General features: G+C 70.9%; 21 protein-coding genes and 2 rRNA genes. 10 read left to right on the forward strand and 13 right to left on the reverse strand.

The window, feature by feature from the left end; all coding sequences use genetic code 11:
* The 5 genes from AC29IT_RS07595 to AC29IT_RS07615 form a co-directional block, all read left to right on the forward strand.
* Positions 1–2,066, forward strand: a 23S ribosomal RNA gene (locus tag AC29IT_RS07595); the annotation flags it as partial.
* A gap of 120 nt (positions 2,067–2,186) precedes the next feature.
* Positions 2,187–2,304 (forward strand): 5S ribosomal RNA (gene rrf / locus AC29IT_RS07600).
* Positions 2,305–2,671: 367 nt separating this feature from the next.
* A complete protein-coding gene (locus tag AC29IT_RS07605) occupies positions 2,672–3,424 on the forward strand; it encodes a type 1 glutamine amidotransferase (RefSeq protein ID WP_488218262.1) in 753 nt (250 codons plus the stop codon).
* Between the two features lie 53 nt (positions 3,425–3,477).
* On the forward strand, positions 3,478–6,495 hold the full coding sequence (locus tag AC29IT_RS07610; protein ID WP_488218263.1) for a bifunctional [glutamine synthetase] adenylyltransferase/[glutamine synthetase]-adenylyl-L-tyrosine phosphorylase: 3,018 nt from the start codon (positions 3,478–3,480) through the stop codon (positions 6,493–6,495).
* 698 nt (positions 6,496–7,193) lie between these two features.
* Entirely contained in the window at positions 7,194–8,060 is an 867-nt protein-coding gene (locus AC29IT_RS07615; protein WP_358432737.1) for an SMP-30/gluconolactonase/LRE family protein, read from the forward strand.
* 61 nt (positions 8,061–8,121) lie between these two features.
* Here the strand turns inward: AC29IT_RS07615 and glnA are convergent, their stop codons facing one another.
* Positions 8,122–9,546, reverse strand: coding sequence for a type I glutamate--ammonia ligase (gene glnA, locus AC29IT_RS07620; RefSeq protein ID WP_488218264.1), 1,425 nt, complete (start codon positions 9,544–9,546; stop codon positions 8,122–8,124).
* A 227-nt stretch (positions 9,547–9,773) separates the two neighbouring features.
* Between glnA and AC29IT_RS07625 the strand changes: the two genes are divergently transcribed.
* Positions 9,774–10,262, forward strand: a complete 489-nt coding sequence (locus AC29IT_RS07625; RefSeq protein ID WP_358432741.1) for an RDD family protein — start codon at positions 9,774–9,776, stop codon at positions 10,260–10,262.
* A 493-nt stretch (positions 10,263–10,755) separates the two neighbouring features.
* Here AC29IT_RS07625 and AC29IT_RS07630 read toward each other — a convergent pair whose 3' ends face one another.
* The 3 genes from AC29IT_RS07630 to AC29IT_RS07640 form a co-directional block, all read right to left on the reverse strand.
* Positions 10,756–11,481 carry a DUF4191 domain-containing protein gene (locus tag AC29IT_RS07630; RefSeq protein WP_488218265.1) on the reverse strand — a complete coding sequence of 242 codons (726 nt, stop codon included), beginning with the start codon at positions 11,479–11,481 and terminating at the stop codon, positions 10,756–10,758.
* 123 nt (positions 11,482–11,604) lie between these two features.
* The gene (gene lipA / locus AC29IT_RS07635; protein ID WP_358432745.1) at positions 11,605–12,606 is read right to left on the reverse strand and encodes a lipoyl synthase; all 1,002 of its coding nucleotides are present in this window, start codon (positions 12,604–12,606) and stop codon (positions 11,605–11,607) included.
* 79 nt (positions 12,607–12,685) lie between these two features.
* Positions 12,686–13,621 (reverse strand): oxidoreductase, encoded by a 936-nt coding sequence (locus tag AC29IT_RS07640; protein ID WP_488218266.1) that lies wholly within the window; start codon positions 13,619–13,621, stop codon positions 12,686–12,688.
* Positions 13,622–13,705: 84 nt separating this feature from the next.
* Between AC29IT_RS07640 and AC29IT_RS07645 the strand changes: the two genes are divergently transcribed.
* The gene (locus AC29IT_RS07645) at positions 13,706–14,515 is read left to right on the forward strand and encodes a hypothetical protein (RefSeq protein WP_488218267.1); all 810 of its coding nucleotides are present in this window, start codon (positions 13,706–13,708) and stop codon (positions 14,513–14,515) included.
* Positions 14,516–14,527: 12 nt separating this feature from the next.
* Here AC29IT_RS07645 and AC29IT_RS07650 read toward each other — a convergent pair whose 3' ends face one another.
* Positions 14,528–15,043 (reverse strand): hypothetical protein, encoded by a 516-nt coding sequence (locus tag AC29IT_RS07650; protein WP_358432751.1) that lies wholly within the window; start codon positions 15,041–15,043, stop codon positions 14,528–14,530.
* A 111-nt stretch (positions 15,044–15,154) separates the two neighbouring features.
* Here AC29IT_RS07650 and AC29IT_RS07655 point away from each other — a divergent pair, with 111 nt between their 5' ends.
* On the forward strand, positions 15,155–15,781 hold the full coding sequence (locus AC29IT_RS07655; protein ID WP_358432753.1) for a TetR/AcrR family transcriptional regulator: 627 nt from the start codon (positions 15,155–15,157) through the stop codon (positions 15,779–15,781).
* Between the two features lie 10 nt (positions 15,782–15,791).
* Entirely contained in the window at positions 15,792–16,739 is a 948-nt protein-coding gene (locus AC29IT_RS07660) for an LLM class F420-dependent oxidoreductase (protein ID WP_358432755.1), read from the forward strand.
* A 40-nt stretch (positions 16,740–16,779) separates the two neighbouring features.
* Here AC29IT_RS07660 and AC29IT_RS07665 read toward each other — a convergent pair whose 3' ends face one another.
* The 6 genes from AC29IT_RS07665 to lpdA all read right to left on the reverse strand — a co-directional run bounded on the left by AC29IT_RS07665 (position 16,780) and on the right by lpdA (position 23,468).
* Positions 16,780–17,247, reverse strand: a complete 468-nt coding sequence (locus tag AC29IT_RS07665) for an ArsR/SmtB family transcription factor (protein WP_358432757.1) — start codon at positions 17,245–17,247, stop codon at positions 16,780–16,782.
* A gap of 14 nt (positions 17,248–17,261) precedes the next feature.
* The gene (locus AC29IT_RS07670) at positions 17,262–18,380 is read right to left on the reverse strand and encodes a serine hydrolase (protein ID WP_488218268.1); all 1,119 of its coding nucleotides are present in this window, start codon (positions 18,378–18,380) and stop codon (positions 17,262–17,264) included.
* Positions 18,381–18,438: 58 nt separating this feature from the next.
* Positions 18,439–19,170: a lipoyl(octanoyl) transferase LipB gene (gene lipB, locus AC29IT_RS07675; protein ID WP_488218569.1), complete on the reverse strand. Its 732-nt coding sequence runs from the start codon at positions 19,168–19,170 to the stop codon at positions 18,439–18,441.
* Positions 19,171–19,291: 121 nt separating this feature from the next.
* Positions 19,292–20,176 carry a TIGR01777 family oxidoreductase gene (locus AC29IT_RS07680; protein ID WP_488218269.1) on the reverse strand — a complete coding sequence of 295 codons (885 nt, stop codon included), beginning with the start codon at positions 20,174–20,176 and terminating at the stop codon, positions 19,292–19,294.
* 123 nt (positions 20,177–20,299) lie between these two features.
* Complete coding sequence (gene sucB, locus AC29IT_RS07685) at positions 20,300–22,036, reverse strand: 2-oxoglutarate dehydrogenase, E2 component, dihydrolipoamide succinyltransferase (RefSeq protein ID WP_488218270.1); 1,737 nt, start codon at positions 22,034–22,036, stop codon at positions 20,300–20,302.
* A 61-nt stretch (positions 22,037–22,097) separates the two neighbouring features.
* Complete coding sequence (gene lpdA / locus AC29IT_RS07690) at positions 22,098–23,468, reverse strand: dihydrolipoyl dehydrogenase (RefSeq protein WP_358432767.1); 1,371 nt, start codon at positions 23,466–23,468, stop codon at positions 22,098–22,100.
* A 312-nt stretch (positions 23,469–23,780) separates the two neighbouring features.
* On the opposite strand from lpdA, the gene AC29IT_RS07695 reads away from it, so the two are divergent.
* Positions 23,781–24,122, forward strand: coding sequence for an oxidoreductase (locus tag AC29IT_RS07695; RefSeq protein ID WP_358432769.1), 342 nt, complete (start codon positions 23,781–23,783; stop codon positions 24,120–24,122).
* Between the two features lie 5 nt (positions 24,123–24,127).
* Here AC29IT_RS07695 and AC29IT_RS07700 read toward each other — a convergent pair whose 3' ends face one another.
* Complete coding sequence (locus AC29IT_RS07700) at positions 24,128–24,637, reverse strand: OsmC family protein (RefSeq protein ID WP_488218271.1); 510 nt, start codon at positions 24,635–24,637, stop codon at positions 24,128–24,130.
* Positions 24,638–24,768: 131 nt separating this feature from the next.
* Positions 24,769–26,259 carry a leucyl aminopeptidase gene (locus AC29IT_RS07705; RefSeq protein ID WP_358432773.1) on the reverse strand — a complete coding sequence of 497 codons (1,491 nt, stop codon included), beginning with the start codon at positions 26,257–26,259 and terminating at the stop codon, positions 24,769–24,771.
* Between the last annotated feature and the right edge of the window lie 2 nt (positions 26,260–26,261).

Below are 26,261 nucleotides of genomic sequence, written 5' to 3' on the forward strand. Positions count from 1 at the left end.
GCGGCAGTGAGACGGTGGGGGAGAAGCTTCATCGTCGAGAGGGAAACAGCCCAGAACACCGGCTAAGGCCCCTAAGTGTGCGCTCAGTGGGAAAGGATGTGGGATTGCCCAGACAACCAGGAGGTTGGCTTAGAAGCAGCCACCCTTGAAAGAGTGCGTAATAGCTCACTGGTCAAGTGGTCCTGCGCCGACAATGTAGCGGGGCTGAAGTGCACCGCCGAAGCCGTGTCAATGAGTCCTTGTGGCTTGTTGGGTAGGGGAGCGTCCTGCATGCGGTGAAGCATCCGGGTAACCGTGGTGTGGAGTGTGTGGGAGTGAGAATGCAGGCATGAGTAGCGAGAGCAGAGTGAGAATCTCTGCCGCCGATTGACTAAGGGTTCCTGGGGCAGGTTCGTCCGCCCAGGGTGAGTCGGGGCCTAAGGCGAGGCCGACAGGCGTAGTCGATGGAGAACGGGTTGATATTCCCGTACCCGTGTGCACGCGCCCATGGCGAAACGGTTGAGACTAACCATCCGCGAGCATGATGGCTCTTCGGAGTTGTTGTGTGAGTGCATGGGACCTGATTCTGCGGTAGTCAAGTGATGGGGTGACGTAGTGGGGTAGCTGTGCCAGTGAGTGGTAGTACTGGTGTAAGCCTGTAGCCTGCCGTCTAGGTAAATCCGGGCGGTGTGAAGGGTGAGAGGTGATGCGTAGCCGTTGTGGTGAAGTCAGTGATCCCGTGCTACCGAGAAAAGCCTCTAGCGATGTGTGTGCATGGCCCGTACCCGAAACCGACACAGGTGGTCAGGTAGAGTATACCGAGGCGGTCGGGTGAACTGTGGTTAAGGAATTCGGCAAATTGCCCCCGTAACTTCGGGAGAAGGGGGGCCATTGCTGGTGAAGGGATTTTCTCCTGGAGCTGGTGGTGGCCGCAGAGGCCAGGGAGAAGCGACTGTTTACTAAAAACACAGGTCCGTGCGAAGTCGTAAGACGAGGTATACGGACTGACGCCTGCCCGGTGCTGGAACGTTAAGAGGACCTGTTAGCACATCTTTGGTGTGTGAAGCGGAGAATTTAAGCGCCAGTAAACGGCGGTGGTAACTATAACCATCCTAAGGTAGCGAAATTCCTTGTCGGGTAAGTTCCGACCTGCACGAATGGCGTAACGACTTCTCCGCTGTCTCGACCACAGGCCCGGTGAAATTGCAGTACGAGTAAAGATGCTCGTTTCGCGCGGCAGGACGGAAAGACCCCGGGACCTTTACTATAGCTTGGTATTGGTGTTCGGTGCGGCTTGTGTAGGATAGGTGGGAGACTGTGAAGCGTTCACGCTAGTGGGTGTGGAGTCGTTGTTGAAATACCACTCTGGTCGTTCTGAGCATCTGAACCTCGGACCCTGATCGGGTTCAGGGACAGTGCCTGGTGGGTAGTTTAACTGGGGCGGTTGCCTCCCAAAGGGTAACGGAGGCGCCCAAAGGTTCCCTCAGCCTGGTTGGTCATCAGGTGTTGAGTGTAAGTGTATAAGGGAGCTTGACTGTGAGACTGACAGGTCGAGCAGGTGCGAAAGCAGGGACTAGTGATCCGGCACTGGCTGGTGGAAGCGGTGTCGCTCAACGGATAAAAGGTACCCCGGGGATAACAGGCTGATCTTGCCCAAGAGTCCATATCGACGGCATGGTTTGGCACCTCGATGTCGGCTCGTCGCATCCTGGGGCTGGAGTTGGTCCCAAGGGTTGGGCTGTTCGCCCATTAAAGCGGCACGCGAGCTGGGTTTAGAACGTCGTGAGACAGTTCGGTCCCTATCCGCCGCGCGCGTAGGAGATGTGAGGAAGGCTGTCCCTAGTACGAGAGGACCGGGACGGACGGACCTCTGGTGTGCCAGTTGTTCCGCCAGGTGCATGGCTGGTTGGCTACGTTCGGGAGGGATAACCGCTGAAAGCATCTAAGCGGGAAGCCTGTTCCAAGATGACGTCTCCCACCCCTTTGTGGGTTAAGGCCTCCTAGAGATGATGGGGTTGATAGGCTCGGCATGGAAGCACAGTAATGTGTGGAGTGGACGGGTACTAATAGGCCGAGGACTTGTTCACAAAGATTGCTACGCATCCACTATACGGTGTCTGAGGCAGCAACCATGGGGTTGTTGAATTGGATAGAGACTTCACACTGCACTGCCCTGGTTAGGGGTGGGTGTTGGTGTGGTTGGATTTGTCGGTGGTTTTAGCGGAGCGGGGAACGCCCGGTCCCATTCCGAACCCGGAAGCTAAGCCCTCCAGCGCCGATGGTACTGCACTCGATAGGGTGTGGGAGAGTAGGACACCGCCGACAATACTCGTAAAGAGGGGAACGCCCCGGAACTTGGTTCCGGGGCGTTCCTGCATTTCCAGGGCCTGATCGTTCCTCGGGCGGCACGGTGGTGTGCCGGAACCGGCGGGGCGGTCGGGCCCTTTCGCATGCCCGCACCTCGCATGCCCGCACCTCGCATGCGCGGGGCTCCATGCCGGTACCTGTGCGGGGCTGCCCGTGCCGGGACCACTCAACCCCGGACTTCGCTCAACCCCGCACCACTCGACCCCGGACCGCTCACACCGGCACCACACCACTCCAGAACCAGGTTGAGCCGGGGCCGGGCCGGCAGGTCATCGATAGTGGAACGCAGCGCTGCGTCGCGCCGGACATCTCGTAGTCTGCGGGCATGGAGCGCGTGCGGATGCTGGTCGTGGAGCCCTCGGCGATCGCCCCGGTGGGGCAGCTCGGTGAGTGGTTGTCGGAGGCCGGCGCGGAACTGGACGTGGTGCGGCCACCGCAGATCCCCGGGCGGGAGGCGCTGGACGAGTACGCGGCGCTGGTCGTGATGGGCGGCGAGATGGGGGCGCTCGACGATTCCGAGCACCCGTGGCTGGCGGACGTGCGGGCCCTGCTGAGCTCGGCGGTGAGCAGGCAGCTGCCGGTGCTGGGCGTGTGCTTGGGCTCCCAGTTGCTCGCCGCCGCGACCGGCGGTCGGGTGGCGCCCATCCGGAAAGGCCCGGAGGTGGGCACCTCGCTGGTCGCGAAGCGGGACGCCGCGGTCGAGGATCCGCTGCTGGGACCGCTCCCGCTGACCCCGGACGTGGTCCAGTTCCACAACGACGAGGTGACCCGGCTGCCTCCCGCGGCGCAGCTGCTCGCGGCCTCTCCTGCCTGCGAAAACCAGGCGTTCCGGGTGGGGGTGTGCGCTTACGGGTTGCAGTTCCACATCGAGACCACGCCGGACATCGTGCTGGACTGGGCGCGCTCCATGCCGGAGACCGCGGCGCTCGCCCGTCCTGGGCAGCTGGAGCGGGAGCACCTGGAGCAGTTCCACGCGGAACTCGCCGAGACCTGGGAGCCCGTCGCCGGGCGTTTCGTCCGATTGGCCGCGACTCCGGCGGAGCAGCGCCGCGGAACTCGGACGCTGCCGATGGCGTGAGGCCGCTCCGGTCGCCTGTGGTGGGGTGAACGCGTCGGACTACCGTGCGGAGCATGGCCAACGGCAATTCGTCCCGTTCCGGTTCGGCTCCCTCCCCCGCGCGGTACGGCTTCAGCGATGCCGTCCGGGCGGAACAACAGCTGCGAGCGGCGGGATGGTGGTCGGACGCGGGGCCTGCGGACGAACCCGTGGTCGCCGCGCTGTCCCGGGCCCCTGATCCGGACCTGGCGCTGCTGGCGGTGGACCGGCTGCGGGAGGCGGCGGGAACCGGCTGGGCGGAGTTGGCGAAGGAGCTGCTGTCGGACTCCGCGCTGCGGGGCGGCCTGATCGGCGTGCTCGGCTCGTCGAGCGCTTTCGCCGACCACCTGGTGGCGCATCCGCTGGATTGGCGCAGGCTGCGGCCGAAACCGCAGGAGCGCGAGCCGGACGTCGCCGCGTTCACCGAGGAACTGCTGGCCTCGGTCCGGGAACCGGACGGGACGACGCTGACCGGCACCGACGCGGTGAGCGCGTTGCGCGGGGCGTACCGGGGCCTCTTGTTGGAGGTCGCGGCGGCGGACCTGGCGCCGGTGGTGGAGCCGGAACTCCCCGTCGAGTCCTTTGAGGACGTCGCGGCCCGGCTCTCCGACCTGGCGGTGGCCGCGCTGCGCACCGCGCTGGTGGTGGGCGCGGCGGAGCTGTCCGGCCGGGAAGGCGGGGACAGCGCCGAGGACCTCGCGGTGATCGCGATGGGCAAGACCGGCGGCCGGGAGCTGAACTACGTCAGCGACGTGGACGTCGTGTTCGTCGCCGAATCGGAAGACGCGCTGCCGGGGGCGACGAAGCTCGCCAGCATGCTGATGCGCGTCGCGGGGGCGGCGTTCTTCGAGGTGGACGCGGCGCTGCGCCCGGAGGGCAAAGCGGGCGCACTGGTGCGCACCCTCGACGGCTACCGCAGCTACTACCGCAGGTGGGCGCGCACCTGGGAGTTCCAGGCGCTGCTGAAGGCGCGCCCGGTCGCGGGGAACGCGGAGTTGGGCAGGCAGTACGTGGACGCGGTGTGGCCGCAGGTGTGGACGGCCGCGGAACGCGAGGACTTCGTGCCCGACGTGCGCTCCATGCGCCGCCGGGTGGAGCGGCACGTGCCCGCCGAGCTGTCCGATCGGGAGTTGAAGTTGGGCCCCGGCGGGCTGCGCGACGTGGAGTTCGCGGTGCAACTGCTGCAGATGGTGCACGGGCGTAGCGACGAGGAGCTGCGCAGCCCGATCACGGTGGACGCGTTGCGTTCCCTCGGTGAAGGCGGTTACGTGGCGCGCGCCGACGCTGCCGACCTGGTCGAGTCGTACCGGTTCCTGCGCACCCTGGAACACCGGGTGCAGCTGCGGCGGCTCCGCCGCACCCACCTGCTGCCGGAATTGGACGACAAGGACGAGCTGCACGTGCTGGCGCGGTCCACCGGGCTGCGCTCCAGCGGCAGGCGCAGCGCGGGCGAGGTGCTGGTCGCCGAGTACCGCAGGCACAGCAACCGGGTGCGCAGGCTGCACGAGAAGCTGTTCTACCGCCCGCTGCTGGAGGCGGTGGCCAAGGTCCCGACGGACGCGCTGCGTCTCACGACCGGCGCGGCCGTGCAGCGACTGGCCGCGCTGGGCTACACCTCGCCGGAAGGCGCGCTGAAGCACATCGAGACGTTGACCGCGGGCGTGTCGCGGCGGGCGCACATCCAAGGTGCGCTGCTGCCGATGCTGCTGGACCTGCTGGCGAACACCCCGGATCCGGACGGCGGTCTGCTGGCCTACCGGAAGGTGTCCGAGGCGCTGGCGGAAACGCCCTGGTACCTGCGGTTGCTGCGGGACGAGGGGGTGGTGGCGGAGCGGCTGGCGCAGCTGCTCGGCACCTCGAAGCTGGTGCCGGAACTGCTGGTGCGGGCGCCGGAGGTGCTGCGGCTGCTGTCGGACACCCCGGCGTTGGCCGAGCGGGACCCGAAGGAAGTGGCCACCTCGTTGCGCAGTGCCGTCGCCCGGCACGCCGAGCCGAGCCGGGCGGTGTCGGCGGCGCGGTCGTTGCGCCGGCACGAGCTGCTGCGGATCGCGTGCGCCGATCTGCTGGGGCTGCTCCCGCCTGCCGAGGTGTTCCGGTCGCTGTCGAGCGTGTGGGCGGCGGTGCTGGAGGCGGCGCTGGACACCTCGGTGCGGGACGTGGCGGCCCGGCCGGAGTGGCAGGCGGTGTCCGCGCGGCTCGCGGTGATCGGCATGGGTCGGCTCGGCGGCGCGGAGCTCGGCTACGGCTCGGATGCCGATGTGCTGTTCGTGTGCGAGCCGGTGCCGGGGGTGGAGGAGTCCACGGCGGTCCGGTTCGCGACGTCGGTGGTGGAGCAGGTGCGCAAGATGCTGGGTGCGCCGAGCCAGGACCCGCCGCTGGAAGTGGACGTGGACCTGCGTCCGGAGGGCCGCAGCGGGCCGCTGGTGCGGACCGTCGAGTCCTACCTGAACTACTACCGGCGGTGGGGCGAGGCGTGGGAGGCGCAGGCGCTGCTGCGCGCCCGCCCGGTGGCCGGGGACGTCGAACTGGGGGAGCGGTTCTGCGCCGCGATCGACCCGGTCCGCTATCCGGCGGGCGGGCTGGACGATGCGAAGGTGCGGGAGATCCGCCGCATCAAGGCACGGGTGGATTCGGAGCGGCTGCCGCGCGGCGCGGACCCGGCGACGCACACGAAGCTGGGCCGCGGCGGGCTCGCCGACGTCGAGTGGACCTTGCAGCTGCTGCAGCTGCGCCACGCCCACGAGCACGAGGGGCTGCGGGTCACCTCGACGATGCGGGGCCTGGCGGCCGCGGTCGAGGCGGGCGTGCTGGACGAGCAGGACGCCGTGGAGCTCGGGGAGGCGTGGACGTTGGCGATGCGGTCCCGCAACGCGGTGATGCTGGTGCGCGGCAAGCCCGGTGACCAGTTGCCGAAGCAGGTGCGGGAGTTGACGGCGGTGGCCGCGGCGCTCGGCTATTCGGCGGACGTGGACACCGGCGAGGTGCTCGACGACTACCTGCGGGTGACGCGGCGGGCCCGCGCGGTCGTGGAGCGGGTGTTCTACGAGGACTGATCCGCTCGGTACCGCGACCGGACCGTTCGAGGATTACCCCGCGAGGGCGGGCCGCCCCGGGTGGTACCGGTGCCGTCGCGGTGGTGCCGCGCGGGACATCGGCGCCGGTCGGTTCCGGTGATTCCGCGTGCGGTCTCCGCTGTTCGGATGCGTGCATCGGCGCTGCCGGAGTGGCGGGTGCGGCCGAGTGGAGCACAACGAATGGAATATGCCACCGGGAGTGCGGGTGGTATCCGGCTCCCGGGAACTCCCGGCGCATTCGAGGATTATTCTCCGGAACGGCATCGGTCGGTGGTATCGGTGCTGTGCGGTCTCCGCGGGAATGCGAACTCGGGGACGTCTGGGCACACGTGTTTCTGCACGTGCAAATGCACCGGTTGGAATTGTCCGAAGGTTGCCCGTGCAGGGCTGTGAGAATGTGCACGGTGCACCGCGAGATCATCGTCCGCTGCGGATTCGAGGGCGCTCGCCTGCATCGATGTCCTGCCGCTGCGCAGCGGAAAGCGGAACCGATCCACTCGTGAAACCGCGTCCGAACGTCCAATTCGGACGATTGCGGGAGTGCGCTGAGAGTGCTTGATTTTCGTGGGAACAGCCCATTCGGAGGTCTGCCTGCCGCTATCGTGACGGTAACCTTCTCGCACCGCGAACGGTGCGCGCACGACCGGCGTCCGGGTGGGTCCGAATAGGAGTGCATGGTGTCCGAGGACTTTGAATTACTCGTCGATCGGCAGGCGCTGTGCGGTGCCGGGCCGATGTGGATGTCGACGCTGAATTGCCTGTACTGGGTGGACGTGCTGCGCAGAGAACTGCACACCTACCACCGCGATTCCGATGCGGACGAGGTGCAGGTGCTGCCAGGCGTGGTCACCTCGCTGGGCGCGACCCGCAACGGACAGCTCATCGCCGCCGCCGATCGAGGATTCGCCCGGTTGTTCCCGGGACGCGCCGCGCTGGAACCCATCACCGGGGTGCAGGCGGGCGACCGGATGAGCGGTGGCGCCTGCGACCCGGCCGGCCGGTTCGTCGCGGGCACCCTCACCCACAGCCGGGAGGCCAAGCGCAGCGCGCTGTACGTCCTCGACGGCACCCGCGCCCGCGTGCTGGTCGACGGGCTGACCCTCTCCGGTGGCATCGGCTGGAGCCCGGACGGCGCCACCATGTACGTGATCGACACGGTGCCGCGGGTCATCTGGGCGTTCGACTACGACGTGGAGCGCGGCCGGGCGGGCCGCGGCAGGCGCTGGATCGTGTGCGCCGAATCCGAAGGCCATCCCGACGGGCTGGCGATGGACAACGAAGGCGGTGCGTGGGTCGCCATGCGCGGCAGCGGCCGCATCCACCGGTACAGCCCCGGCGGCGACCTGGAAACCGTCCTGTGGGCGCCCACGCGCCGGGTCACCGGCCTCGTGTTCGGCGGGCGCAGGCTGGACGAGATGTACGTGACCTCGGCGTGCTCCGGCTACGACGAGCGCGCGCTGGTCGGCGACCCGTACGCGGGAGCCCTGTTCCGCTTCCGCCCCGGCGCCACCGGCAGCCCGCTGGCGCCGTGGAACGGCACCTGAGCCCCCGCACGGGAAAGCGGGCCGGTCGGGAGCAGGTCCCGGCCGACCCGCTTCGCTCGGATCACACGTCGTAGTACAGCGCGAACTCGTGCGGGTGCGGCCGCAGCCGGACCGGGTCGATCTCGTTCTCGCGCTTGAGCCGGATCCAGGTCTCGATCAGGTCCGAGGTGAACACGCCGCCCTCGAGCAGGTAGTCGTGGTCCTCCTCGAGCCGGTCGATGACCTTCTCCAGGCTGTCCGGCACCTGCGGGACGTTCTTGGCCTCCTCGGGCGGCAGCTCGTAGAGGTCCTTGTCGATCGGCTCCGGCGGCTCGATCTTGTTCTTGATGCCGTCCAGGCCGGCCATCATCATCGCCGCGAACGCCAGGTACGGGTTGCCCGACGGGTCCGGGCAGCGGAACTCGACGCGCTTGGCCTTCGGGTTGCTGCCGGTGATCGGGATCCGCATGCAGGCGGAGCGGTTGCGCTGCGAGTACACCAGGTTCACCGGCGCCTCGTAGCCCGGCACCAGCCGGTGGTACGAGTTGATCGTCGGGTTGGTGAAGGCCAGCAGGCTCGGGGCGTGGTGCAGGATGCCGCCGATGTAGTGCCGCGCCATGTCCGACAGCCCGCCGTAGCCGGACTCGTCGTAGAACAGCGGCGCGCCGTCCTTCCACAGCGACATGTGGCTGTGCATGCCGGAACCGTTGTCGCCGAACAGCGGCTTCGGCATGAAGGTGACGGTGCGGCCGTCCTCCGCAGCGGTGTTCTTCACGATGTACTTGAACAGCTGCAGGTCGTCCGCGGCGTGCAGCATCGTGTTGAACTTGTAGTTGATCTCCGTCTGGCCACCGGTGCCGACCTCGTGGTGGGCGCGCTCGATGGTGAACCCGGCGTCGCTCAGCTCGGTGGAGATCTTGTCGCGCAGGTCCGCGAAGTGGTCGTAGGGCGGGACCGGGAAGTAGCCGCCCTTCATCCGGGTCTTGTAGCCCTTGTTGCCGCCCTCTTCGTCGCGCTCGGTGTTCCACCAGCCCTCGACGGAGTCGACCTCGGCGAAGCTGCGGTTCGGGCCCTCGCCGAAGCGGACCGAGTCGAAGATGTAGAACTCGGCTTCGGCGCCGAAGAAGACGGTGTCGGCGATGCCGGACTCGGCCAGGTACTGCTCGGCCTTGCGCGCGATGTTGCGCGGGTCGCGGCTGTAGGGCTCCAGCGTGAACGGGTCGTGCACGAAGAAGTTCAGGATGAGCGTCTTCTGGACGCGGTACGGGTCGATGCGCGCGGTGTACGGGTCCGGCAGCAGCAGCATGTCCGACTCGTGGATCGACTGGAACCCTCGGACCGAGGAGCCGTCGAAGGCCAGCCCTTCGGTGAAGGAGTCCTGGTCGAACGCCGAGGCGGGCACCGTGAAGTGCTGCATGACACCCGGCAGGTCGCAGAACCGGACATCGACGTACTTCACGTCCTCATCGGAGATGAAGCGCAGGACCTCGTCTGGATTCTTGAACACCCTCGATGGCTCCTTCACGCACTGATTGACTGCTCACCGGCGCGCGTGCTCCGAGCTCACCGGCTCGTGGCCAACGTTATGTCACGGGTGTTGCCCGGCCATCACCTCGATGTTTCGCGGACGTTAACGACCGCCTGAACGGGTGAGAGCGGTTGCGGAAGGCGGTTGATCAGGCCGTTCCGGCGCCGGTCGGCCGTGCTGCGGTGCGCGGGTCGTAGTCTGGAGGCGTGGGTGAATCGACGGGATCGCGGTCCGAGATGAGCAGCCAGGACGACGCCGCGGGCGAGCCGCAGGGCCTCGGCGGCCTCTTCGGCCGCGACCCGCAGCAGCGGTGGCGCGGCGAACGGATGGGTCTGCCGGAGAACGGGCAGGGCTCCGTCGCCACCGGTGGTCGCCGGCTGCTCGGATTCCTCATCGACATCGTGCTCGCCGCGCTCGTGGCGCAGCTGTTCACCGCGCCCGCGCTGCCGGGGAACTGGAGCCTGGTGGCCTGGTTCGCGATCACCGTGATCCCGGTGGCGTTCTTCGGGTTCACGCCCGGGATGCTGCTCACCGGCATCTGGGTGGCGCGGGTGGAACGACCGGGTGCGGTGGGCCTGTGGCGGGCGGTGGTGCGCTGCGCGATGACCGGGCTGCTGGTGCCCGCGATCATCCGCAACGGTGACGGCCGCTCCTGGCTGGACCGTCTCACCGGCACCGTGGTGGTCCGCCGCTGAACCGGAGCCGGGGCTCACCGGACGGTGATCCGGGAGCGCTGGGACGCCGGTTCGTCGCAGGGCTGACGTTCTCCCCGAGCGGTTCCAATGGGTCCCCTCGCGCCCGCGTCGGCGGGAACGGCCGGATCGACCGCGTGCCCAACTGAAACGTCGCGCGGGATCGGTGGGCACGGCGAGACCGGGGTTCGGGGATCGCCAGCGGGAAGGCACCTTCGCAGCCGGAAGTGCGTTGTCATCGGTGCGCTGGACCGGTACGGCGCCCGCGCGGGATCCCGGAGGTCTTCAACGGGCTCGGCCTGCCGTACCGCCACCCGCACTTGCGCCCGCGCTGGATCCCGCGTCGTGACGACGAGCTGCCGTTCCCGGCACGCCCGCCGCACGGAGTTCGGGCCGCACGTGCGCGGCGGACAGGGCGCGAACGAAGACGGGGCGCGAACGAAGACGCGGACCCGCCGGGACGCACCCGGCGGATCCGCGTCGAAGTCGGTACGGCTCAGCGGCGGCGCATGGCCCGCTGGACGTTGCGCATCTTGGCGCCCTGCGGCATCGGGCCCTTCGGCATCGCGTTGCCGCGGCTGGCCAGCGCGGACAGCCGGTTCTCCAGCGAGTCGACCTGACCGGCGTTGATGTTGCGGGGCAGCTTCATCAGGTGCGTCTGCAGCTTGCTCAGCGGCACCTGGCCCTCCTCGCTGCCGATGAGGACCTCGTAGATCGGGGTTTCGCCGACGACCCGGGCGACCCGCTTCTTCTCCTGCGAGATCAGCGACTTCACCCGGTGCGGCGCGCCCTCGCCGACCAGCACGATGCCGGGGCGGCCGATCAGCCGGTGCACCGCGTCGAGCTGCGCGGTCCCGGACACCGCCTGGGTGAGCCGCCAGTTCCCGCGCAGGTTCTCCAGCGCCCACCCGGCCGCGCCGGGCTGCCCGTCGGCCTTGCGGTACACCGTCGCCTGCACCCGGCGGCCGAAGAGGATCACCGCGCCGAGCAGGCCCAGCGCGATGCCCACCGGCAGGAACGCCCAGTGCAGGTTCCAGATCATGCCGATGAAGAAGACCGCGACGGCCACGACCAGGATGATGCCGATCATCAGCGGCAGCAGCAGCTTGTCCTCGCGGCGCTGCATCTGGAACGCCTGCCAGATCTGCCCGACGCGCCCGCGGAAGGCCGCGCGCCGTTCCTTCTTCGCCGCCTTCTTGGCTGCCTTGTCCTGGTTGGCCATGCCGTTCAGGATACGGCGGCGGTCCACGGGAGCCCCAGCACGGTGGCCCTGGCCCGCGGAAACGCGGACCGCCCGCCGCGCGAGGTGCGCGACGGGCGGTGAAATACCAGTTCAGCGGGGTCGTCAGCGGGCGAGCAGGCTGCTTGCCTCCTGCGCCGCGGGCTGCGCCTTCGCGAGGTGCGCGAGGTTGTCCGGCAGCGGCATGCCCCGGTGCTGGGTGGCCTTGGCGTACAGCCGGCCCGCGCGGTAGCTGGAGCGGACCAGCGGACCCGCCATCACCCCGGGGAAGCCGATCTCCTCGGCGGCCTGCGTGTGCTCGACGAACTCCTCCGGCTTCACCCAGCGGTCCACCGGGTGGTGGCGCGGGCTGGGCCGCAGGTACTGGGTGATCGTGATGATGTCGCAACCCGCGTCGTGCAGGTCCTGCAGCGCGGGGCGCACCTCCTCGGGGGTCTCGCCCATGCCGAGGATGAGGTTGGACTTGGTGACGAGACCGGCCGCGCGGGCCTCGCTGAGCACCTTCAGCGAGCGGTCGTAGCGGAACGCGGGGCGCATCCGCTTGAACACGCTGGGCACCGTCTCCAGGTTGTGCGCGAGCACCTCCGGGCGGGACCCGAAGACCTCGGCGAGCTGGTCCGGCTCGGCGTTGAAGTCCGGGATGAGCAGCTCGACACCGGTGCCCGGGTTCAGGTCGTGGATCTGGCGGACCGTCTCGGCGTACAGCCAGGCCCCGCCGTCGGGCAGGTCGTCCCGCGCGACACCGGTGACCGTGGAGTAGCGCAGGCCCATCGCCTGCACCGACTCGGCGACCTTGCGCGGCTCGGTGGTGTCGAGCTCGGCGGGCTTGCCGGTGTCGATCTGGCAGAAGTCGCAGCGGCGGGTGCACTGGTCACCGCCGATGAGGAAGGTGGCCTCCCGGTCCTCCCAGCATTCGAAGATGTTGGGGCAGCCCGCCTCCTCGCAGACGGTGTGCAGGCCTTCCCGGCGAACCAGACCCTTGAGCTCCTGGTACTCGGGGCCCATCCGAGCACGGGTCTTGATCCACGATGGCTTCTTCTCGATGGGCGTCTGGCTGTTGCGCACTTCAAGACGCAACAACTTCCGCCCCTCTGGCGCCGCAGTCACGCGTTCAGGCTACGCCCCCGGCCGGTTCATCCCGAAACCGCGACGGGCGCGACGTGGTGATCCCTACACCACACCCGGTTCAGGCGGGGTCTGCGGTGACGCCGGTGAGCTCCTCGGTGAGTTCCCACAGCCGCCGCGCGGTGTCGGCGTCGCGGGCGGCGGTGCTGGTCTTGGCGCGGGTCGGGTAGCCGCGGATCTCGGCGAACCCGTTCGGCCCGTAGTAGCTGCCGCTGGTCGCACCGGGTGCGGTGGCGGCGTAGAGCTGCGGCAGCGCGCCCTGCTCGGTGGACTGCGTGATGACGTTGTTGATCTTCCGGGCGATCCCGGTGACCCGGCCGGACAGGCTGCGGGCGCGCAGCGAGTTGAGCGCCAGCTCGGTGCTGCTCATCCCGGGGTGGGCGAGGACGCTGCGCAGCGCCATCCCGGACCGCCGGGCGCGGCGGTCGAGCTCGAAGCCGAACAGCAGGTTCGCCAGCTTCGACTGCGCGTAGGCGCGGCTGGGCGAGTAGCGGCGGCGGTGGAAGTTCAGGTCGTCGAGCTCCAGCGAGCCACCGCGGTGGCCGATGCTGGAGAGCGTGACCACTCGCGGATCGGGCCGGTCGCGCAGCGCGGGCATCAGCAGCCAGGTCAGCGCCGCGTGCCCCAGGTGGTTGGTGCCGATCTGCAGCTCGAAGCCGTCCTGCGTCGCCCCCAGCGGCGGGCCCATGATGCCCGCGTTGTTCATCAGCACGTCGAGCTCGTCGCCGGTGCGCTCCCGCACCTGGTCGGCGGCCTTGCGCACCGAGGACAGGTCGGCGAGGTCGAGTTCGACGAGTTCCGGTTCGACCGCGGCACCCGCGCTCGCCCGCTGCTGCGCTTCGCGGCCGCGCTCGGGGTCGCGGCAGGCCATCAGCACCCGCGCGCCGCGGGCCGCCAGCACCTGCGAGCAGTGCAGGCCCAGCCCGGAGTTCGCGCCGGTGATGAGCACCGTGCGGCCGTGCTGGTCGGGAACGTCGGAAGTCGTCCACTGCGCCATGTCCCCACCCTTACCCGCGGTGCCGGGTGGGGAAAAGACCGAATGCGACACGATCCGATCACCGGGCTGGGAAGATCTCCGCCCATGTCGATGAGCGGGTGGTCCGCCGGGGTTCGCTGGTTCCCGTGGCGGCGGGCGGTGCGGGCGGGAGCGGTGCTGGAGTCGTGGCCGCGGATGGTGGACGGGCCTGCGTCGTTGCTGGCGCGGCTGGGCTGGCTGCTGGTGGGGGTGCCGCTGCTGGTGTGCTGGGCGGTGGAGCTGCTGGTGGGCGTGCTGCTGCTGCCGTTCGCGCTGCTCGCGAGGGCTGCGGGGTGGCTGCCGTGGTGGGTGGAGCTGCGGGCGCGGGGCTGCCTCGGCGGGCTGGTGCGGACCGGCGGTCACGCCGAAGCCGCGCGGGTGCGGGCCGCGTTGCGGGCTGATCCGCTGGACGCGGCGCCCGCCGGGTACCCGGTCCGCGAGGTGGTGATCTCCGTGCGCCGGTGGGAGCTGGCGGTGCGGGACGCCGGTGGGTGCGGGCGGCGGCGTTGGTTCCTGTGGCGCAGGCGGACGTCCGTGGTGGATGCGCTCGAGTGGTTCCCGGACCGGGCGCTGGACGACGTGCTCTGGCTGGTGCTGGCGCTGCCGTTCCTGCTGGTGGGCTTCGTCTGGCTGGTGGTGTCCGGGGCGGAGCTGCTCGCCGAGCTGGTGGTGCTGCCGTTCGTGCTGGTGCTGCGGTCGGTCCGGGTGCTGGGCTGGCCGATCGAGCTGGTCCGCGGGGACGAGGTGAGCCCGCACCGCGTGGTGCGGGGGTTCGGTGCGTCGGCGCGGGCGCGGCGGGAGCTCACCGAGCAGGAGCGGGTGGTGGTCCCGCACCCGCAGCGCGCCGCCCGGTCCGTGGTGGGAGCCGGGCGCTGACGGGACGCCTGCTCAGAAGCTGGGGATGACCTTGCGCAGCTGGGCGAGCGGTCCGCGGCGGCGCCCGGTGCGGGTGTCGGGTGCGGTGCGCAGCAGGCGCAGGAAGGCCTGGCCGACGCGGTCGATCTCCTCGGCGGGCTCGTCCGGTTCGGCGAGTCCGGCGGAGACGGCGAGCATCCGCTGCTCCTGCTCGCGCAGCCCGGACAGCGCGGGTTCGGCGGCGTGCCCGTCGAGGACGCGGCGCAGCACCGGGTTGTCGGCGGCGGTGCGCCGCCAGGCCTCGCCGACGGCTTCGACCCGGTCGCCGCGCGGGTCGGCGTCGGCGTCCTCGACGCCCACGTCGATGCGCCCGGTGAGGCCGCGGTTCCACTTGTGGTGCAGCGCGCGCAGCAACTCGTCGCGGTCGGCGAACACCGCGGCGGCCGCGGGCACCGAGTCGAGGTCGAGGCGTGCCGCGGGGTGCTGCGCGGCGTGGTCGAGGACGGCCCGGATGGCGTGTTGCCGCTGGTAGAAGTCGTTCCAGGTCATGGTCCCTCCAAGCTGGACGGTGGCGTACTCCGGGTGTGCGGCATACCGGGAGTACGTGCGTTCGAAGGTACCAGCAGGGCCATACCGCGGGTATGTCATATGATTGTGAGTATGGCTACAGCCCGTTCCCGGCGCGTGGAGAACACCGAGAGCACCCGGCAGGCGCTGGTGAAGTCGGCGGTGGTCCTGTTCACCAAGCGGGGCTACGCGGGCACCTCGCTCGACGAGATCGCCAAGCGCGCCCGCGTCACCAAAGGCGCCCTCTACCACCACTTCAACGGCAAGCAGGCGCTGTTCGAGGCCGCCTTCGAGGACGTCGAGAGCCAGGTGGTGCGGCGGCTGTCGGCGGTGCTGTTCACCACCGGCCACATCTGGGAGACGGTGCAGGCCGGGCTCGGCGAATTCCTCCAGGTCTGCCTGGAGCCCTCCTACCAGCGGATCGTCGTGCACGAGGCGCCCGCGGTGATGGGCTGGGAGCGCTGGCGGGAGGCCGAGGAACGCTACACGTTCGGCGTGATCCGGGAAGCGGTGCAGGCGCTCGTCGAAGCGGGCGAGTTCACCCCGCTGCCGGTCGAGGCGCTCGCCCACGTCGTCTACGGCGCGCTGTCCGCCGGGGCCAGCACCATCGCCGGCTCCGCGCAGCCGAAGCGGACGAGCGCCGAGGTCGGCCAGGTCGTCGACGCCGTGATGCAGGGGCTGCGCGTGGCGGCGTGCGCCGGGAGCTGCGGCGGGGATTAGCCTCGAACCCGTGATCGAGCCATTCAAACTCCGCATCTTCACCGAGCCCCAGCAAGGGGCCAGCTACGACGACCTGCTGCGGGTGGCCACGGCCACCGAGGCGGCCGGCTACGACGCGTTCTTCCGCTCGGACCACTACCTCAAGATGGGGTCGGTGTCCGGTGAGCCCGGGCCGACCGATGCCTGGGTGACGCTGGGCGGCCTGGCGCGGGAGACCTCGCGGGTGCGGCTGGGCACGCTGATGACGGCGGGCACGTTCCGCCACCCGGGGCCGCTGGCGATCGCGGCCGCGCAGGTCGACCAGATGTCCGGTGGGCGCTTGGAGTTCGGCCTCGGCAGCGGCTGGTACGAGGAGGAGCACACCGCCTACGGCATCCCGTTCCCGGCGCTCAAGGAGCGCTTCGACCGCTACGCCGAGCAGCTGGAGATCATCACCGGGCTGTGGGACACCCCGGCGGGGGAGACCTTCAGCTTCGACGGGCGGTACTACCAGCTCACCGACTCGCCCGGGCTGCCGAAGCCCGCGCAGCGGCCGCGGCCGCCGGTGCTCATCGGTGGTGCGGGCAAGAAGCGCACCCCGGAGCTGGCGGCCCGCTTCGCCGACGAGTTCAACCTGCCCTTCACCGACCTGGACACCGCGGCCGCGCAGTACGAGCGGGTCGCGGCGGCGTGCGCGGCGATCGGCCGGGACGCCGCGGAGATCGTGCGGTCGGTGGCGCTGGTGCTGTGCGTCGGCAAGGACGACGCGGAGATCGCGCGCCGTGCGGCCGCGATCGGCCGGGACGTCGAGGAGCTGCGCGCCAACGGGCTCGCGGGCACGCCCGCGGAGGCCGTGGACAAGATCGGCACCTGGCGGGAGCGGACCGGGATCTCCCGGCTGTACCTGCAGGTCCTGGACCTCTCCGACCTCGACCACATCGACCTGGTCGCCGCCGAGGTCGCGCCGCAGCTGGTGTGAGCCCGGCACGGCCCGCCGGTGGCGCGGAGCCGCCGGCGGGTCAGCCGCGGAGCTGACCGGCTATGTCGGAGGCCGCGGTGAGCAGGACCAGCGCGGGCACGGTGGCCTGCGGGCGCAGCCGGTAGGAGCCGCGCTTGTCCTGCTCGACCAGGCCGCAGCCGGTCAGCCCCTTCAAGTGGTGGTACAGCTGCCCTGGCGAGCCGAGTCCCGCCGCCTGCTGCAGCTCCGCGCCGGTGGCCGGGCCGGATTCGGCGAGCCTGCGCACCAGCGCCGCCCGCAGCGGATGCCCGAGCGCGGCGAGCACCTCGGTGCGCGGCGCGTCCGGCAGTTCCAGCACCTGGGCCGGGTCGGCGCGGATCTGCCACGCCAGCTCGAACGGTTCGCTGAGGCTCCCGGCGTACTCGATCACGTCCCCGCTGGGTTCCCGGGTGGCGGCGGGCCGTCCTTCCAGCGCGGCGACTCGGCGCTCCAGGTCGTCCAGCCGCGCTTGCACGTCGTCGGAACTCACCGTGCGAGCTTGCCCTACCCGTGCAGCGCGGTGCGCAACCGGTCCTGCCACGCCGGGTCGAGGGCGGCCTTGAGCAGGGGCAGCCCGGGATCGCCGTTGCCCAGCTGTTCGGCGGAGATCCCGCCGTGCGCGAGCAGCGATCCGGCCGCGATCCGCCCGTCGGCGAAGCGCAGCGAGATCCCCGCGGTGAGCACGCCGGGCAGGCTGCCGCCCTTGTAGCCGAGGCCGAGTACTCCCTCGGGCAGGCCGTCCCGCCGTTCCAGGACGTCGCGCGCGATCTCCGCGGCGCGCGGCGACGGGTAGCTGCCGTCGGCGAGGGAGCGGTGCAGCGCGGCCAGCTGCCGCGGGCTGCTCGCGGCGGTGCCCGCGGACCAGGTCAGCTGGGTGTCCCAGTCCGGCAGCGGCTGCGTGAGCAGCCTGGCGCGCACCTGGTCGCGGAAGTCCTGCTCGTCGCGGTGGCGGCGTTCCAGCGCGAAGCCGATCTCGCGGCGCCGCGCGACCGGGGTGCCGGGTGCGGGTGCTTCGGCGGGCAGCAGCAGGAACAGGTATTCGGCGCACAGCGAGCGCACGTCGGCGTCGGGCCAGCCCCCGGCGAGCGCGGCGTCCCGCACGGCCTCGGTGCCGAGCCGGTCGCGGATCAGGTCGGGGACGGCGCTGTCGCTGTGCGCGATCATCGCGCCTGCCAGCTGCTCCAGCGCCACCGTGCGGTCCGGGTCGGCGGCCCACGCGCCGGTGGCGTCGGTGGGGATGCCCAGTTCCTGCAAGGCCGCCACGTGCGCGCCGCCGTCGGTGGGCACGTAGTAGCGCTCCCAGTCGCCGACGCGGATCCGCTCGGCGGGGTCGAGGCGCCCGTCGGCGACCGCGGTGGCGTAGGCGGCGAGGTGCGCGGCCTTCACCGCGGAGGCCAGCGGCTGCGGGGTCTCCGCGCGGTGCTCCAACCGCAGGCCGGTGGTGTCGGTGAGCACGAGGGCGAGCCGGTCGCGGTGCTCGGCGATCCAGGCCAGCCAGCCGTCGGGAGTGCTCAGATCGGCTTCGGCGCGGTCGCCGAGCGCGGTGGCGGGGCTGCACGAGAGCAGCGGGAGCGCGGTGGCGGCGGTGAGGCCGGTCAGCAGGGTGCGGCGGGACAGCGGCATGCGTCCACTCCTCTAGTAGTCCGTAATTCCGGAATACTAGAGGAGTGGAGGGGGTGGGTCAGCGCAGGGTCGGATCCAGCGCCAGCGTCACGCCTTCGGCGGTGGGCGCGACCCGCGCGATGTTCGACTCCACCACCGGCAGCGCCCCGTCGACCGCGTCCAGCACGTCCTGGCGCACCCAGGGCAGCGCCTCCTCGACCGTGACGTCCCGGCCCAGCTCCGCCGACAGCGAGGTGACGCCCGCGTCCCGGATGCCGCACGGCACGATCCGGTCGAACTGGCCCATGTCCGGATCGCAGTTCAGCTCCAGGCCGTGCATCGTCACGCCGCGCTGCACCCGGATGCCGATCGCGGCGATCTTGCGCTCCGGGCGCGCGCCGTCGGCGGCCAGCCACACGCCGCTGCGGCCCTCGACCCGGCCCGTCTCCAGGCCGAAGCGGGTGCAGGTGCGGATCAAGGCCTGCTCCAGGCGGCGCACGTAGTCCACGACGTCGATCGGGTCGGCCAGCCCCAGGATCGGGTAGCCCACGATCTGCCCCGGCCCGTGCCAAGTGATCTTGCCGCCGCGGTCCACGTCGATCACCGGCGTGCCGTCCTGCGGGCGGTCCTCCGGCTGGGTGCGCTTCCCGGCGGTGTACACCGACGGGTGCTCCAGCAGCAGCAGGGTGTCCGGACCGGTCTCCTCGGCGCGGCCCGTGGCCAGCTCCCGCTGGAGGTCCCAGGCGTCCAGGTAGTCGATTCTTCCCAGTTCACGCACGTCGACCGGATCGGCCGAGGCGCGACATGACATCTCCGCGCGACTCACCGGGCCAGGCTACGCCCGGCGTTTCCGCCCCGGCACCGACCGCCCCGCGCACGTGGCGGCGGCCACCCGGCGCGGCGGCGCGGCTGCCCCGGGACGGGCTCGGGCCTCAGAGCACGGCGTCGAGGGCGGCGTCCAAGGTGGGGTGGGCGAACGGGTAGCCGTGCTCGTCGAGGCGTTCCGGGACCGCGCGCTGCCCGGCCAGCATCGCCTCGTCCGCGGCCTGGCCCAGCGCCGCGCGGAGCGCGAACTCCGGCACCGTCCACGGCGCGGGCCTGCCCAGCGCCCGGCCCAGCTCCCGGGTGAACTCGGCGTTCGTCACCGGCGCCGGACCGGTCAGGTTCACCGGACCCGACACCGCCGAGTTCTCCACCAGGAACCGCAGCGCGCCCACCGCGTCGTCCAGCGAGATCCACGGCATGTACTGCCGCCCGCCGCCGAGCTTCGCCCCCAGCAGCACCGAGAACAGCGGCTTCAACGCGCCCACCAGCCCGCCCGAGGGCGCCACCACCAGGCCCGTGCGGGACATCGCCACCCGGGCGCCCGCACCCACCGCCGCGCTCGTCGCCGCCTCCCACTGCCGGCACAGGTCGGCGAGGAAACCGGTGCCCGCTGGCGTCGACTCGGTCACCAGCCGGTCCCCGGTGTCGCCGTAGTAGCCGACCGCCGAGCCGTTGACCAGTGCGGGAACGCCGTGCCGAGCCACCGCCTCGGCCAGCAGCGCCGTGGGCCGCACCCGCGAGGACACCAGCAGTTCCTTGCGCTCGGTGCTCCAGCGGCGGTCCGCGATCCCCGCCCCGCACAGGTTCACCACCGCGTCCGCCCCGGCCAGGGCGTCCTCGTCCAGCACGCCCTCCGCCGGATCCCAGGTGCGTTCGTCGGGGGCGGCGGCGCGGCGGCGGACCAGCCGCACCACCTCGTGCTCGCCCTGCCGCAACGCCGCGACGAGACTCGTGCCGATCAACCCGGACGAACCGGCGATTACCACGCGCATGTCCCCGATGGTCCCGCACCGATCTTCCGCGCGCGATGGTTTCGCCCGCTCGAACGGCCCCGGAACGCGGCGAGGGCCGCCCACCCGCAGGTGGACGGCCCTCGCCGTGGCATCGGAGCCGGGTCAGATCCCGAGGTCGGCCTCGAAGGCGCCTTCCTCCAGCCGCTGCTTCAGCGTGGTGAGGAACCGGGCCGCGTCCGCGCCGTCGACCAGCCGGTGGTCGTAGGACAGCGCCAGGTACACCATCGACCGGATCGCGATCGTGTCGCCGCCGTTGTCGTCGGAGACCACCACGGGCCGCTTCACGACGCTGCCCGTGCCCAGCATGCCCACCTGCGGCGGGTTCAGGATCGGGGTGTCGAACAGCGCGCCGCGGCTGCCGGTGTTGGTGATGGTGAACGTGCCCCCGGAGAGCTCGTCCGGCTTGAGCTTGTTGTTCCGGGTGCGCTCGGCCACGTCGGAGATCTTGCGGGCCAGGCCGCCGAGGTTCAGGTCCCCGGCGTCGTGGATCACCGGCGAGACCAGCCCGCGCGGGGTGTCCACGGCGATCGAGAGGTGCTCGGCCGCGTGGTAGGTGATCTCCTTGCTCTCCTCGTTGACCGAGGCGTTCACCTTCGGGTGCAGCTTCAGCGCCTCGGCGGCGGCCTTCGCGAAGAACGGCAGGAAGGACAGCTTCACGCCCTCCGCCGCTTCGAAGGAGGCCTTCGCCTGCTGGCGCAGCTTGGCGATGCGGGTGACGTCGACCTCGATCACCGTGGTGAGCTGCGCGGCGGTCTGCAGCGACTCGACCATGCGGCGGGCCAGCAGCTGGCGCAGCCGGGACATCTGCTGCGTGGTGCCGCGCAGCGCCTCCGCCTCGTCCGAGGACGCGGGCTGCGCCGGGGCCGCGGGCTTCGCGGCGGCCGGAGCGGCGGCGGGCTTCGCCTTGGCGGCGTCGACCGCGGCCTGCACGTCCTGCTTGCGGATGCGGCCGCCGACACCGCTGCCCTTGATGGTGGACAGGTCGATGCCGTGCTGGTTGGCGAGCTTGCGCACCAGCGGCGTCACGTACGGCGTGCTGCCGGACGGGCCGGACTGCTGGGCCGCGGGGGCCTGCTGCGCGGCGGGCTCGGCAGGAGCCGCGGGAGCCGCGGGCTGCGCCGGGGCGGCCGGGGCCTGCGCCGCGGGTTCCGGCTTCGGCTCCGGAGCGGGTGCGGCGGGGGCGGGGGCCGGTTCCGGCGCGGCGGGCGCGGCCGGGGCGGCGCCCTGCTCGCCGATCACGGCCAGCTTCCCGCCGACCTCGACGGTGTCGTCCTCGCCGGCGGCGATCTCGAGCAGCGTGCCCGCGACCGGCGACGGGATCTCGGTGTCGACCTTGTCGGTGGAGACCTCCAGCAGCGGTTCGTCGACCTCGACCGAGTCGCCGACCTGCTTGAGCCACCGGGTGATGGTGCCCTCGCTGACGCTCTCGCCGAGCGCGGGCATCGGCACCTCGGTGCCCTGCGCCGAACCGCCGGAGGCGGCGGGCGCTGCGGGCTGCTCGGCCGGGGCCTGCTGCTCCTGGGCGGGGGCGGCTTCCTGCGCCGGGGCGGGCTCCTCGGCGGGGGCCTGCTGCGGCGCGGGGGCGGAGCCCGAGTCGTCGGCGCTGTCACCGATGACGGCGAGCTCACCGCCGATCTCCACCGTGTCGTCCTCCTCGGCGACGATGCGCTGCAGCACACCGGCGGCGGGGGACGGGATCTCGGTGTCGACCTTGTCGGTGGAGACCTCCAGCAGGGGCTCGTCGACCTCGACGGTGTCGCCGACCTGCTTGAGCCACCTGGTGATCGTGCCCTCGCTGACGCTTTCGCCTAGCGCGGGCATCTGGACGGAGAAGGACATCGCTCGCGGACTCCTCGTGCGGTGTGGCGGGGTGCTGTGCTGGTGCGGGAAGCGGACCGGGTCAGCCGTGGACGTGCAGCGGCTTGCCGGCCAGGGCGAGGTGCGCCTCGCCGAGGGCCTCGGTCTGCGTGGGGTGGGCGTGCACCAGCGGTGCCACGTCCTCGGGCAGCGCCTCCCAGTTGTAGATCAACTGGGCTTCGCCGATGAGCTCGCCGACCCGGTCACCGACCAGGTGCAGGCCGAGCACCGGCCCGTCGGTGGCGCGGACCAGCTTCACCGCGCCCGCCGTCTTGAGGATCTGGCTCTTGCCGTTGCCGGCGAGGTCGTAGGTGAAGGTCTGCACCGAGCCGTACTGCTCCTTGGCAGCGCTCTCGGTCAGGCCCACCGAGGCGACCTCGGGGTGGCTGTAGGTGACGCGCGGGATGCCCGCCTCGTCGATCGCCTGCGGGTTCTGGCCCGCGATCTCCTCGGCGACGAAGATGCCCTGCTGGAAACCGCGGTGCGCGAGCTGCAGGCCGGGCACGATGTCGCCGACCGCGTACACGCCCGGCAGGCTGGTGCGCAGCCGGTCGTCGGTGACGACGAAGCCGCGCTCCAGCTGGACGCCCGCGTCCTCGTAGCCGTGGCCCGCGGTGTTCGGACCGCGGCCGACGGCCACCAGCAGCACGTCCGCGTCGAGCTGGTCGCCGTTCTCCAGGCTCACCGAGACGCCGGAGTCGGTCTGGGAGGCACCGGTGAACTTGACGCCGGTCTTGAACTTGATGCCGCGCTTGCGGAACGCGCGCTCCAGCTGCTTGGAGGCGAACTCGTCCTCGTTCGGCACCAGGTGCGGCAGGGCCTCGACGATGGTCACCTCGGCGCCGAAGGAGCGCCACACGCTGGCGAACTCGACGCCGATGACGCCGCCGCCGAGCACGACGACCTTCTCCGGCACGAAGTCCAGGTTCAGCGCCTGCTCGCTGGCGATGACGCGGCCGCCGAGCTCCAGGCCGGGCAGCGACTTGGAGTAGGAACCGGTCGCCAGCACGACGTTCTTGCCGGTGTAGCGGGTGCCGTCGACCTCGACGGTGTTCTTGTCGACGAGCGTGCCCGCGCCGTCGACCAGGGTCACCTTGTGCGCCTTGGCCAAGCCCTGCAAGCCCTTGTAGAGCTTGCCGACGACACCGTCCTTGTAGGAGTTCACCCCCGCGATGTCGATGCCCTCCAGCGAGGTCTTCACCCCGAACTGGTCGCCATCGCGCGCGGAGTCGGCGACCTCCGCGGCGTGCAGGAGAGCCTTCGTGGGAATGCACCCGCGGTGCAGGCAGGTTCCCCCGAGCTTGTCCTTTTCGATGAGGACGACGGACAGGCCCAGCTCAGCCGCGCGGAAAGCGCAGGCGTAGCCGCCCGAACCGCCGCCGAGAATGACCAGATCGGCGGACGTGTCGGTCACTTCGCACTCCTCGACAGCCATCGTTGAATCGCTGAGGTGCCGCCCGGCCCGGCTGTCGCGCGAGGCGCGGAACACCTGGCAGCCATCTTGTCACCACCCGTTGGGACGACGCGACGTGGGCTCGCTCTGATCGCGCGAACGTGCCCGATCCCACTGAATCGTTTTTTCCGATTCTCAGCTTCGTCACAGGCGCTCGATGGCATCATCGCGAACGGGGGCACCGGTTTTCCGGAGGTGTCTCCGAGCGCGGCCGCGCGCAGGTGAATCGAATCCGTGGCCGCGCTTCCAGCGGACGCGGGGAGGGCGGATTCCGTGGGTCTGTTCGATCGTTTCCGGCGGCGGCGCACCACCGGCCGTCCCGCCGACTCGCGCGACACCGAGCACCTGCGGGCCTGGGCGCAGCAGCGGCACGGTGTCGAGGCGTTCGTCGAACCCCGCACCACCGTCACCGAGACCACGGTGCTGCTGGTCGCGCACGACGGGGAGTGGACCCGGCGCCGCGTCGCGGGCCCGGAGGCGGCGTTCCGCTTCGCCCGCAAGCAGGGGATGCCCTGCTACGAGGTGGCGAAACTCGGCTATCCGCAGCGGATGCGCGACTACCAGGCCCGGCAGCGGGTCTTACGCGACCGGCAGCACCGCCGCGACCTGGGCTGAGCCCGTCAGTTCGCGACGCGGGTGGACGGCGTCAGCCGCACCGGGAAGTTCAGCGACTTCGAGATGTAGCAGAGCTCGTGCGCGCGCTCGTGCAGCGCTTCCGCGACGTCCACGCTGGCCAGGTCCTCGACCGTGACCTCCGGGTGGAGCACCACTTCCCGGAACCCGCCCGAACCGTCGGCGTTCTCCGCCAGCTCGCCCTGCGCGCGGTCGTGGTAGCCGACCACCACGACGCCGCACTCCGCGGCCAGGTGCAGGAACCACAGCATGTGGCACTGCGACAGGGCCGCGATGAGCAGCTCCTCCGGGTTGTACCGGTCCGCGTCGCCGAGGAACGCCGGGTCCGCGGAGGCCTCGATGGTGCTCTTGCCCGCGGAACGCACCTCGTGGGTGCGCTCGTAGCTGCGGTAGCTGCTGGTGCCCGCGCCGGTGTTCCCGGTCCACACCACTTCGACCGCGAAACCGTGCCGCGCAGGCCCGGGGGTGGTCGGCTGCTGCTCGCTCGTTTCGCTCACCACCCCATCCTGGCATCGCGGGGCAGGGCCGTGGTGATCCCTTTGAGACCGGGCTCACACCGTTCCCGCACGTGGCGCGGACGGCGAACGGCCCGCCGAGCGCACTCGGCGGGCCGTCCTGGGGTCCTTCGTCAGCCGTTCTCGGCGATGTCGGCGAGCACCGCCGCGATCGTGCGCACCGGGACGCCGGTGCCGCCCTTCGCGGTGTAGCCGTGCGGCGAGTTCGTGTTGTACGCCGGTCCGGCCACGTCGATGTGCGCCCAGGGCAGGCCGTCGCGGACGAACTCCTTCAGGAACAGGCCCGCGGTGAGCATGCCGCCCCAGCGGTGCCCGGCCACGTTCGCCAGGTCGGCGAGCTTGGAGTCCAGGTCGCCGCGCATGTCCTCCGGCAGCGGCATCGGCCAGGCGCCCTCACCGGTGGCCTGCGAGAGCTTCGCGACGCGGTCGCGGAAGTCCTCGTCGCCCATCACGGCGGGGGTGCGCTTGCCCAGGGCCACCACCTGCGCGCCGGTCAGGGTGGAGGTCTCGATCAGGTAGTCCGGCTCGTCCTCGCCCGCGCGCACGATCGCGTCGGCCAGGATCAACCGGCCCTCGGCGTCGGTGTTGAGGACCTCGACGGTCTTGCCGCCGTACATGCTCAGCACGTCGCCGGGCCGGTACGCGGTGCCGGAGGGCATGTTCTCCACCATCGGCACCGTGGCGGTCACGTCCAGCGGGTAGTTCAGCTTCGAGACCAGCACCATCGTGGCGATCACCGCGGCGGCGCCGGACATGTCCGAGGTCATCTCGTCCATCGAGGCGGCGGGCTTCAGCGAGATGCCGCCGGTGTCGAAGGTGACGCCCTTGCCGACCAGCGCGACCTTCTTCGACGCCTTCGGGCCCTTGTGCCGCAGCCGCACCAGGCGCGGCGGGCGGCTCGAACCGCAGCCGACGCCGAGGATGCCGCCGTAGCCGCCCTTGCGCAGCGCCGCCTCGTCGAGCACCTCGACCTCGAGCCCGGCGGAGCGGGCCAGCTCGCTCGCGCGGTCCGCGAACGAACCCGGGTACAGGTCGTTCGGCGGGGTGTTGATCAGGTCGCGGGCGATGGTGACGGACTCGCCGATGGCGGTGCCGCCCTTGAGCGCGTGCTTGGCGGCGTCGTCCTTCGCGTCCGGCACGATCAGGTCGACCTGGTTCACCGGGTCGTCGCCCGGCTCGGACTTGTACTTGCGGAACGAGTAGGCGCCCAGCACGGTGCCCTGCACCGCGGCGCCCAGGTCCAGCGCGCCCAGGGTGGTCGCGGCGTGCGCGACCCCGCTCAGCGCGCGGGCCGCGGCGCCCGCGGCGCGGCGCACCTGCTCACCGGTGGGGGAATCGCCGGTGACCTTGCCGAGCCCGACGGCCAGCAGGACGTCCGCGCGCAGCCCGGAACCCGCGGGCAGCTTCACGACCTCCTCGGCCTTGCCGGTGGCGCCGAGCGTCGCGAGCACCTTCGCCAGGTCGCCGTCGAAGGCCGCGGCCACCTCGTCGCCGCCGGGCGCGATCTCCGGGCCGTCCGCGCCGGCGAGGGTGCCGATGACCAGGACGTCCGCGGTGAGTTTGGCGGCTTTGGTATCGGTGAGGGCGAGTTTCGGCGTGCTCACGT

The sequence above is a fragment of the Saccharopolyspora sp. MMCC62 genome (assembly GCF_057736575.1).

Coding starts and splice junctions, on each gene's coding strand:
- lipB (WP_488218569.1), bottom strand. CDS start 19,170: ATGTCATGTCGCGCCTCGGCCGATCCGGTCGACGTGCGTGAACTGGGA.
- AC29IT_RS07680 (WP_488218269.1), bottom strand. CDS start 20,176: ATGCGCGTGGTAATCGCCGGTTCGTCCGGGTTGATCGGCACGAGTCTC.
- AC29IT_RS07645 (WP_488218267.1), top strand. CDS start 13,706: ATGTCGATGAGCGGGTGGTCCGCCGGGGTTCGCTGGTTCCCGTGGCGG.
- AC29IT_RS07605 (WP_488218262.1), top strand. CDS start 2,672: ATGGAGCGCGTGCGGATGCTGGTCGTGGAGCCCTCGGCGATCGCCCCG.
- sucB (WP_488218270.1), bottom strand. CDS start 22,036: ATGTCCTTCTCCGTCCAGATGCCCGCGCTAGGCGAAAGCGTCAGCGAG.
- AC29IT_RS07655 (WP_358432753.1), top strand. CDS start 15,155: ATGGCTACAGCCCGTTCCCGGCGCGTGGAGAACACCGAGAGCACCCGG.
- AC29IT_RS07650 (WP_358432751.1), bottom strand. CDS start 15,043: ATGACCTGGAACGACTTCTACCAGCGGCAACACGCCATCCGGGCCGTC.
- AC29IT_RS07610 (WP_488218263.1), top strand. CDS start 3,478: ATGGCCAACGGCAATTCGTCCCGTTCCGGTTCGGCTCCCTCCCCCGCG.
- AC29IT_RS07630 (WP_488218265.1), bottom strand. CDS start 11,481: ATGGCCAACCAGGACAAGGCAGCCAAGAAGGCGGCGAAGAAGGAACGG.
- AC29IT_RS07670 (WP_488218268.1), bottom strand. CDS start 18,380: ATGCCGCTGTCCCGCCGCACCCTGCTGACCGGCCTCACCGCCGCCACC.
- AC29IT_RS07640 (WP_488218266.1), bottom strand. CDS start 13,621: ATGGCGCAGTGGACGACTTCCGACGTTCCCGACCAGCACGGCCGCACG.